The following is a 9,985-nucleotide window of genomic DNA, read 5'->3' as shown; positions in this document are numbered from 1 at the left end:
CGTATTTTTTCGTCCGGTTCGTGAAGAAATATTGGACCATCTAATCATTTCCATTTTAAAGGGTTTTTATAAAATACTCCTTTCAACTTATTCGCCAACGACAATAAACCAGATCCTCATTGAGACGGGATCTGGCACTGTTCTTCAACATTATGTCATATTCAAATCGTTCAACAGCTTAGGTGCCGCCTCGAATTGAGCCGGTAATCATGGCACGTGTTTCATTTCATGTAGCGATATTCTAGGAGGTTCTTCAAATTTGAGATTTTCTGCAGCAGCTTCTCCCCGACATTGGTTTCCCTCACCAGCTTCCGCGCCAGTTCTTTGTCCACCAGCCTTTTTATAGACAAGACGTCCGTTCCGTTGCATAACACATCTTCTTTTGAAATAAATTTCTGATGGGCAACGAGCTGCATGCCAAAGGAATTATACAACAAGGTATAGCCGGCGATCCCTGTTGTGGATTGATAGGCTTTGGAAAAGCCTCCGTCAATAACAATCATTTTCCCGTTTGCTTTAACCGGACTCTCTCCTTTGATTTCTTTAACCGGCGTGTGACCGTTAATGATATGTCCATGATCGGGATTCATATCAAATTCCAGCAGAATTTTTCGGCATATCTCCTCAACTTCACGCAGATGGTAATAAGGGTTCTTTCTCTCCTTATAGGTTTCTTTATCTTGGATAAAGTACCGTTCAAAGGTGGTCATTTCTTTCTTTCCAAAGAGCGACGAACATTCCCCTGTCCAGATGTACCATACCATATCCGTAGCCAGATCATCCGTATCTTCCGGGTGCGCAAAGGCGTAACGTAAATAATATTCAAAAACATCGAGCAACTGACGGCCCGAATACTTCTTGTCTTCAATCTGCATTTCTTCCATGTTTCCTTCTTCATCCAAAGGAATGCAGCCGTGAAATAACAAATTCCCGTTGTATGTTAAATAAAGGCTACCCTTTTTCATAAGAAAACTCATATGTCTGGCCAGCTTTTCGGAATGCTGAACGGAGAACAGCAGCTTTTCCATTACCTGTTGTTCTTCCTCCAGCAATTGTTCAGGCTGCTGCGGATTTACGGTTGCAAAACAGGTGTTTTCCAGCGGGTAAGTTTTTCCGCCGATCTTGATTTCATTCTTGTCGTAATCGATCTGCTCAAGCAAAAGCCTGTTAGACATATTAAAGTATGGGCGTCTCTTGATAATCGGGATTTCAAGCTTAAACTGAATCATGGCAATGGCTTGATGAATTTTGGTGATCTGCAGGATTTCCTGCTCCGAGCCATTATGGTCGGTCTGCAGCTTTGGTCTAAAGGCCGGATTGTCATTATAGTATTTCTCCGCCAAATTGAGCAGTGGACGAAGATTGATTCCGTATACGTCCTCGATGATGTCCAGATTGTCGTATCTGGCGCAGATCCGGATAATATTCGCAAGGCAGACCAAGGAACCCGCATAGGCACCAATCCACAGGACATCATGGTTCCCCCACTGAATGTCTACGGAATGGTAGTCGATCAGCGTGTCCATGATTTTATCGGGATCCGGCCCGCGATCATAGATATCCCCTACCACATGAAGATGGTCAACCACCAGGCGCTGGTTCGTATAAGCAAGGCCAATAATAAGCTTGTCCGCCTGGCCCAAGGAAATAATTTGCCGGTATATTTCCTCATAATAGGGGTCCTTATTGTTGGTCGAATCCGTCTTGTACAGAAGCTCTTCTACAATATATACAAACTGCTCCGGCAGAGCCTTGCGCAATTTGGCCCGCGTATATTTGGATGAGGCGAATGAAATGAGCTTAAGCATTTGTTCAATCGTTTTTCTATACCATCGGTTCAAGGCTTGTTTATTGCACAGTTCTCCTTTAACCAGCTGTATTTTTTCTTCCGGATAATAGACTAACGCCGTAAAATCATTGATTTCATGATCCGTCCAATCCTCACGGAACAAGGCTTTGATTTTCTCTTTTACGGTGCCTGAACCGTTTCTTAGTACATGCTGAAAAGCTTGGAACTCCCCATGCAAATCACTGACAAAATGCTCAGTTCCCTTGGGAAGATTGGAGATCGCTTCAAGGTTGATGATTTCTGTTACAACTTTTTCTTCCGTATCGTATTTCTGGGCTAATAGATCTAGAAACTGCGCATCCAAAATAGATATCCTCCTTCAAGGAAATATGGTAATGTATAAGAGTTTTTTTAATGGGGCTAGCCGCGTATCTTTAAGCTTTATGTTAACAGTAAAGGGAAAGTCGTTAGGCCTTGTGTACTCTTAACAGCTATTATAACTGAAACTTCCCCCACTATCCGCCCGTTAGCTTAATAAATCGTGTAATATCAAGATGTCAGTTGCTGTCTTAGTTTCGCTAAGCACTGTCCTTCTCTTTTTAGACGATAACCCATGCCCTCATCGTTATAAATCTAAACGATCTTATCTCTTTTACAAGCTTAGAATGTTATAGGAAATCAGCTCTGCCGGGAATGATGTGACAACAACATTATCCCATAAAATATAAAAACCGCGATTTACGCGGTCTTTAATGAGATAATTTTCTTATCATCCGACAACTGATTTTGTTTCCCGTTCTAGTATCCAAGGCCGCTTGCCAAAGCAAAAGCACCTCCAAAGTTGTTCCCATATCTTACGACATGAAGGCTTCCTCTTGAAGGTGTTTTAATTTGTCTCACTAGTTGAGGTCAGCCCCGACTTTGAGTTTAAGTACAGAAACGGGTTTCTTTAATGTTGTGGAGTTATGATTTTTTTTCTTTATATAGTCTTGTCACTTGAGATTGTAAACTTTAAATTATCTAACCCCCTCTAACATTAAATCATCACGCCATTCAGCAGCGCCTAATTTTATCAAGATACTTCCACCAACTCTACCTGTTGGGTAGTCCGCATGATAAAAATTTGGAAAGCCCCCTCTAAAACCGTTATTTATGGCGTAATCATGTGTTGCTCTAAACCGAGCACCAATATCTTTTAAATCAATTTCCCCATAGGGAATGTCCCGCCATTCTGCTTGATTACTATTTAACAAAATAGTTCCACATACAATTCCGTGGTGATAGTCAGCTATAAAATACGTTGGGAATCCTCCGACAAACCCATTTTTAACTGCATAATCTTGAACGGCTTTCATCCTCTGTGCAAAATCATTCAACGGAGGATTTCCGAGTTCATTGATCGGTATGTCTCGAAATAAACAATTTGATTCAAGAAAGTTAATCGAGCCAAAGTACGTATTATTGCCGTATATGGCTTTATAGAAATTAGGATACCCCCCTTTAAAACCTGCCTCAGTAGCTTTTACATTAATTGCACGGAAAGTACTCATCGCGTCTTCATCGATGGTAATAGAAGGCCCGAAAGATGCTTCCCAGTTACATTCAACTTCAAACTCTACGGAGTAGTTAGAGTTGGAGAAACCTATAGGAGAAAGCTCGTTTCCATACCGTGCATTAAACGTTACTGGAATGGTTTGTTTATCTAAACTCAACGGCACAAAATCAAAAACGTGCTTATAGTCAATTAGTTCATCATCGTTATCCCATTCTACAAATTTATCAATAATAGGTGGGATGACAGTTGCGGCGGTATCAATAATACTGCTTATCGCCAAACCGTATCCTGGTATAAACTTAACTGCGGTGGATATTCCCTCAGCTGCTTTTAATATGTCAGCTTTGTTTTCAATCCAGCCTTTATTTTCATCTAAGTCGAGTGCTTTTAGTACAACTCCGATGCTAGGCTCTTCTGAGTGTAATTCGAAAACGTATGAACTCAAATCTCTGCTTTCACCATCATTTATGCGGATCAAGTCAAAAATCATTCCTTTAGAATCATTACCACTGAATACAGTGCCTGCCATTGCAAATTTGTCGGAAGAAAAGAGTGATTCGGTGTCAATACAATTCACCCTTTTGAATGATATCCTAATGATATACATAAGTTCCATCCTCCATTTTGGAAATATTATCTTCTAATTACAGAATAGAGATAACGTGTAGTCGAAGTCTCACTATTTTTGTCTGTAGTTAAAATAAATGATCTGGATGACAGGAACTTCCAAACATCTAGTCAAGTGCATAGCGTAAGAGAGATCTGGCGCAGCAAAAAAATCCCCGATGCCGGTAAGGATCGGGGATCTACTTCTATGTTATAATGCCGACGGTATATACTCGTCGCAGAATCTACAGTAACCTGAGATCAAGAAACTACCCCGATCCCGGTCACATTCGATCCGCTCTTTTGGATGGCATAGTTAATAACTTGCCCATCGTAGAATTCGATCGTAATCTTGATGGTTCCATCCAATACGGAATTGTTAAAGAAGTTGCTTTGAATACTGAACGTACCTTCGGTATAGTTCGCATTAAATTCAGAGCCAAACTGCATATACGGGAACCAGGAATTCGGGCCGATTCTGTTGCAGGATGCATCATAAGCTGAAGCACGTTTTACCTTGGAACCGTTGAAGGTTACCGGAATTGTAATTCCGGATGTTGTCGTGCCTGTAGCGGTTTGAAATACTGGCGCTGCATATTTGATTATATATTGATGCCATGCGGCGCCTGCTGAGAATTGCAACTCCAAATCCGCAATGAGCCCGTATGACCCCTTTGTGAATTTCTCGTTTACAAAATTTTTGGAAAGCGTTAGGGTTGCGGTTTTGGCATTATAGGAATAATCGCTTTTCTTCAATCCTGCGATGCCTTTAAAGGTATTCCCGTTCAGCGTAAGCGGAATCTGAATATCCCTTGCAGCCTTTTCTTTAATATAGATTTCGTTTAACCCTGTCGAATAGGAGGAACGTTGTCCCTGAACGGATGCTTTAATCGTTGACCCTATCAAATAATTCCAGTCATATGGCGCAACCCGATCGAATGCAGGCGGCCAGATCATCGTACTGACTCTATATTTTGAAGCCATGTAATTCAAATATTCCAGATATTTCAGCTTCTCGCCCGATTGATTGGCTGCAGCGCCTTCATCGGAAGATAACCAGCCATATTCGCCAATGACAACCCCGATGCCTTTTGAAATAAAAGTGTTATTCAAGGTGTTGAAGAACAGATCCGTATTGGATCTCGGCGTTTGAGTTGAGTCTTTGTAAAGCTGTTCGTCAAAACCTGTAATACCCAGGTTGCCGCTATACACCCAGTCGCTGTAATAATGAACGGTGGCAATAATGTTCGGATCATTCAGGCCTGTGATAAAGTTGTAGGTCGCAAGGGTTTTATCCTCAGCACTGTTTGTTTCATAAGTCGGAATAATAACCATTCTTGTTGCATTATTGCCACCCGAAAGACGAATCACTTGATAGGCAGCTTGGTTGATCCTATTCAATTTATCCTGCTTTGTGACGGTTCCGGTATCGCTTGCGAATTGCGGCTCATTTATGGTCTCGAAGGATACGGTATTGGGTTCGTCCTTGAAATAATCCGCAAGCTGTGTCCACAAATCCACATATCGCTTATATTCCTCGGATGCCGTATTTCCATCCCAGTCTTTAAGCCAGATCCAGGAATCGTGATGCAGGTTGATCATGACATAAAATCCTGCGGAAACGGCCCAGTCCACTACTTGTTTATATCTGGCCAGCCAAGCGGAATCGATGACATAGTGTCCGTCGGCTCCCATTGTATATCTGGTATAGGCGGTCATGGGGATGCGAATGCTATTGAAGCCTTTGGCCTTGGCTGCGACAATCAACTCTTGCGTTACCTTCGGCTGCCCCCAGGAAGTCTCGTCGGATAGCGAGAAGTCGTTTGAGTTGAAGATATCAAAGGTATTAAATACGTTCCAGCCTTTGCCCATTGCTTCGACATAGGCCTGCGACGGAGATACCGCCGCTGCCGATGCGGGCTTCGAACTGTTAAACCCAAATGCAGCTATCAAACATATGGTCAGCACAAAAGCTGTCACTCTTTCATGAATTTTTTTCTCTGTGATCCTATCATTAGAAATTCCTCCTGTCAGTGCCATATTGTTCTATCTCTCGAATTGCTATGAAGCGAGGCGAAAGAAAGCGTTTTCGTAAATAGCTTCATGAATCTCAAGCCTCCCCTATATCCCTCCCCTCTTAAAAAGTTCTCGCTTCCATTCTGGATTATACAGGTAACAATAGAAGATAACCTTCATTATCGAGTCATTTGAATAGCACAATAAAGACAACCTACTCTTGAGGAGGCAGACGACCTCATTCCCTGTTCCATTCGCGCATCTGGTCTTCGCGCTCAGAGAAGTATCCGACATGATGAACTTTCGCACCTTGGCCATAGATTGATGCCACGACTCGGAAGTCTGCTTACATGTGACCCAACCAATTCAAAGAGGCTTTCCACGAGTTCGCTGAACTCATGAGAAGCCTCTAGTTTTCTGCCGACATCCCCTTCAGTTACCCTCAGGATGCCTCGCCACCTCAAAACCCTTATAAATCAAGTTACCATATCCCTTTAGTACTTTATCAGTGAGCAGTCCAATTTGAGCATTGAAAACACTACACAACTTCATGTTCGTGAGGTCGTACTATTGGTTAGGGGGTGTGTTTAAGAATGATTTTCCTAATTATTATTTTTTCTTTACCACTATACGCAGTATTAATTTGGAGTTACTTCGAGCCTAGAGAAAGCTTGTTGTGGGGAAAAAGATGGATGTATAAAGAAGAACCTGAGATATCCGAAAGTGCTATTCGCTATACCAAAATAGCCTCGATAGCAACCATTGTTTTTATTACGCTTATAATTGTGCTTTCATTTTTTATCTAATAACTGTTTTTACGAGTAATCTGCAGCAATATCATTTGTAAAACTGCCCAGTAGTTTAATGATATATATCGAGAGCTTAACGAATTACTTGCCACCAAATAAACCACTTTTTGATTAGATAAATGTCTCCTTCCCACTTTGGGTATTCAGAATTCAGTTGGCTTATCTTTACATTATCTTTGACAAACCATTTTTCTGGTGGAACAAAGTCTGGTTTAGTTTGATATTCTATTGTCACAACTACATAGTCATCTCTACTGTCAGTATTAATAATCTTAAAATTCCCCCAGCTACTATCACCCTCCATATAATCCTTTGCCAGAGCAGTAACGTATTCTTGAGCGTTCTGTCTGTTAGAGAAGAATATAGCAATAAGTATCAATAGTAACAGCGATAATGTAAATAGATTGAAACGTTTCACAATAATCAACCTCATATATTAAATGTTCTATCCATCTTAGGTTAGCATAAATCAACACTTGTCAACAAAGGATATTCATTCCACTAATTTCTCTTTAGTTAAGAAAAGCAGCCGATCATTGTGACCGGCTGCTGCACACCTTCTACATCAAGGTCATCTTTTTTATTTAAGTCGGCTCGTTCGACAACAACTGTCACCTCTCACGACAAGTTTGAGTTAAACTAGATCTAAACTAGTCTTAAGGGAGGAGAATGGAAATATGGATGTGAAAAGCAAGATTCAGCTCTATTTAGATCGAATCGGCTATGAAGGACCGCTTGACAGAAGCGCTCAAGCGCTCGCAGATCTGCAGGACTGTCATCTTCACGCCGTGCCTTATGAGAATTTGGACATTGTGCGCGGGGTGCCGGTCTCGCTTGAGATTGATCACCTATTCGATAAAATTGTCGTCAGGCGACGCGGGGGTTATTGCTTCGAGTTGAACGCGCTGTTCGGATGGCTGCTGCGCGAGCTGGGATACCCTGTAACCGATCTGTTCGCCCGCTTTTGGCGCGACGAGCCGTCCCCTCCTCCGAAACGTCGCCATCAAGTGCTGAAGGTTGAAGCCGGGGACCAAACCTATTTATGCGACGTGGGCGTCGGCGGCATTGTTCCCCGTCGGCCAGTCGCCATGGTCGAGGGGCTTCCGCACCGGCAGGGCGATGAAACTTACCGATTGGACAAGGACCCGTACTATGGCTGGATACTGTGCGAACTGAAGCATGGAGAATGGTGCCGGCTCTATTCATTCACGGAGGAGCCACAGCTGCCGAAAGATTACATCATGGCCAGCTATTGGTGCGAACACGCGCCAGACTCTATCTTTACGAAGGCAGAGATGGTTGCCATTCGCACCCGGGAGGGCCGGAACACGGTGGCCGGGAAGGAATTCCGCCTATTTGCCCAAGATGGGGTTAACGTGTTCACGCCCCAATCGGACGAAGCATACAAGGAAGCGTTACGCCAGCACTTTGGGATCAAGCTGGACTAGTCGTATAAATACAAGAACTGCCTGTCGTCATTATTCGAATGATAACAGGCAGTTTCTTTGGAGTACTTCTACTTCTTATGAATTAATCGTATAAATACGATCTTCCGCGCCTAATGTAGTAATTTCTACATTATAATGACGTTCAATATACATACACACAGCAGCATAAATCTCCGGCTTACCAGTAATCAAACGTTTCTTCGGAGCTGCGTGCTCGAGAATCAGTAAATCAGAAATGATACGGGCGCTTCGAGTACCGCTCTTAATATAACTTTGTATAGCTGACTTTAAATTCTCCGAAAGATAAAAAGGATCGTTCTGTGAAGTCTGGGGAGGCTCGTTCCAGCTGAATAAATCTCTTTCGATTTCTGCAACTACTTCTTTGGGAGGCGTTTTTTCTTCAAAGGTTAGCTTTCTAGGAAGTAATCTGATTCGATTCTGTTTCAAGCTGCGTATTTGTTTTTCAAGCAACGGGAGACCAAGCTTAATTTGTTCGGCAACCGACGTTGGAATACTATCCACTTGAAGCAACTCCGGATCCATGATCCATTTATTTTTCCACTTGGTTAGAAGCTCGTCCAATTCATAATCAATGGCATCGAACCCTTTTTTTACGGCAGCAACTGTAGTTGCCCCAATGCCCAAATGCTCTTTTAAATGCTCAATACCAAAAAACTTTATTTCGCCAGTGGATTTATTCCTTACCTGGTGCTGATATCTCAGCGGCCGGCCGCATTCACATCGTAGGTCCTGCCTAATATGGCCGCCATCAATATAGCCCACATAAATCCAGTCTTGCAATAACCTTTCGATTTCTGCCGGATCCGAATCCTCGGGAATATGAAAACCCTTCTCCTTGGCCATGATATTAGCAAATACTGTCCGATGACCGCGAACAAGATAATCTGATAAGAATTGCCGCTGCCGCTCATTCAGTTGGGCCAATATTTGGTCCCGTTCTTCAACACTAAGTATCATAACCAAACACCCCCTCTTTTTGTTGCTTAACGACCGGCAGAACGTGTCATAGCCTGTAATTTACTTTCATTCAAAATCTTTGAGTAATAGATCAAATCCAGAAGGCTGGTTGGTGCGAAAATTTCCGGCTGCGTTATTGCCTTTCACAGAACGGTCATCCACATGACTCCTTGAAGCAGAATAGTAATCCGGGTAGGCGTAGTCGAAAACTGACGCCGCTGTCTCTCCTTCAAAGCCAGGAACTGTTCTGACCGGATACCAACGAAGCAGATACCTTCGTGCTGCAGCCGGATGCCCGTTTAAACTTGCCGGCAATATTGTGCCATAATGGTGCCGTAGCCTGCTGCCGATAACGTAGGAGCTAAGCCGCTTTGCGCATAACGGAGCATCGATTGGTGTGAAGGCTTACCGATGAGAAATTCCGATAGGAAAGCGGTGCGGGCTTGTTCGGTGAAACGAAGGCCTTTTCCCGTTTCCCCATGTTTGATCTCAATCGGTACCTCCTCCCAATTCTCGAAAGGAATTAAGAAATCACGTTCTCTCTTTCGTTTTTCCTAGATTAACAACGCCGCCGGTTTTTAGGAAGTACGCACTTTTCCGTATTATTGTTCCTTCTCGGTGCGATAGGCACTAAAAGGGAACTGTCATCGCGATGTCTCTAAGTCTACTTGGCTGGAATGAGAAAGTATCTTTCCTTTTCTTTGCGTAATATTCTTTTACCCCGCCATTCGCACTTCGTCTAAGACCTCAATGTACGGCTAAATACAAAGCTCGCCTCAAACGT

At 42.9% G+C, this 9,985-nt stretch carries 6 protein-coding genes; 1 reads left to right on the top strand and 5 read right to left on the bottom strand.

Annotated elements, in window-relative coordinates; genetic code table 11:
* Positions 1-221 precede the first annotated feature (221 nt).
* From ACR9FF_RS16115 to ACR9FF_RS16100, 4 genes are all read right to left on the bottom strand, one after another.
* Entirely contained in the window at positions 222-2,153 is a 1,932-nt protein-coding gene (locus ACR9FF_RS16115) for a fructose-1,6-bisphosphatase (protein ID WP_435162970.1), read from the bottom strand.
* Positions 2,154-2,805: 652 nt separating this feature from the next.
* Complete coding sequence (locus ACR9FF_RS16110) at positions 2,806-3,951, bottom strand: hypothetical protein (protein WP_435162968.1); 1,146 nt, start codon at positions 3,949-3,951, stop codon at positions 2,806-2,808.
* 260 nt (positions 3,952-4,211) lie between these two features.
* Entirely contained in the window at positions 4,212-5,918 is a 1,707-nt protein-coding gene (locus ACR9FF_RS16105) for a cellulase family glycosylhydrolase (protein WP_435162966.1), read from the bottom strand.
* Positions 5,919-6,848: 930 nt separating this feature from the next.
* Complete coding sequence (locus ACR9FF_RS16100) at positions 6,849-7,193, bottom strand: hypothetical protein (RefSeq protein ID WP_435162964.1); 345 nt, start codon at positions 7,191-7,193, stop codon at positions 6,849-6,851.
* A 259-nt stretch (positions 7,194-7,452) separates the two neighbouring features.
* On the opposite strand from ACR9FF_RS16100, the gene ACR9FF_RS16095 reads away from it, so the two are divergent.
* Positions 7,453-8,223, top strand: a complete 771-nt coding sequence (locus tag ACR9FF_RS16095) for an arylamine N-acetyltransferase family protein (RefSeq protein WP_435162962.1) — start codon at positions 7,453-7,455, stop codon at positions 8,221-8,223.
* 75 nt (positions 8,224-8,298) lie between these two features.
* Here the strand turns inward: ACR9FF_RS16095 and ACR9FF_RS16090 are convergent, their stop codons facing one another.
* Positions 8,299-9,201, bottom strand: coding sequence for a hypothetical protein (locus tag ACR9FF_RS16090; RefSeq protein WP_435162960.1), 903 nt, complete (start codon positions 9,199-9,201; stop codon positions 8,299-8,301).
* Positions 9,202-9,985: the final 784 nt, after the last annotated feature.

It is taken from the genome of Paenibacillus glycanilyticus (genome assembly GCF_051200795.1).
Lineage (GTDB): Bacteria > Bacillota > Bacilli > Paenibacillales > Paenibacillaceae > Pristimantibacillus > Pristimantibacillus glycanilyticus.
Note: the sequence above shows the minus strand (reverse complement) of the source record. Positions and strands in the feature narration are given on the sequence as shown.

Bases quoted from the DNA above. Each gene is read 5' to 3' on its own strand.
- ACR9FF_RS16110 (WP_435162968.1), bottom strand. From the start codon at position 3,951: ATGTATATCATTAGGATATCATTCAAAAGGGTGAATTGTATTGACACC.
- ACR9FF_RS16095 (WP_435162962.1), top strand. From the start codon at position 7,453: ATGGATGTGAAAAGCAAGATTCAGCTCTATTTAGATCGAATCGGCTAT.
- ACR9FF_RS16090 (WP_435162960.1), bottom strand. From the start codon at position 9,201: ATGATACTTAGTGTTGAAGAACGGGACCAAATATTGGCCCAACTGAAT.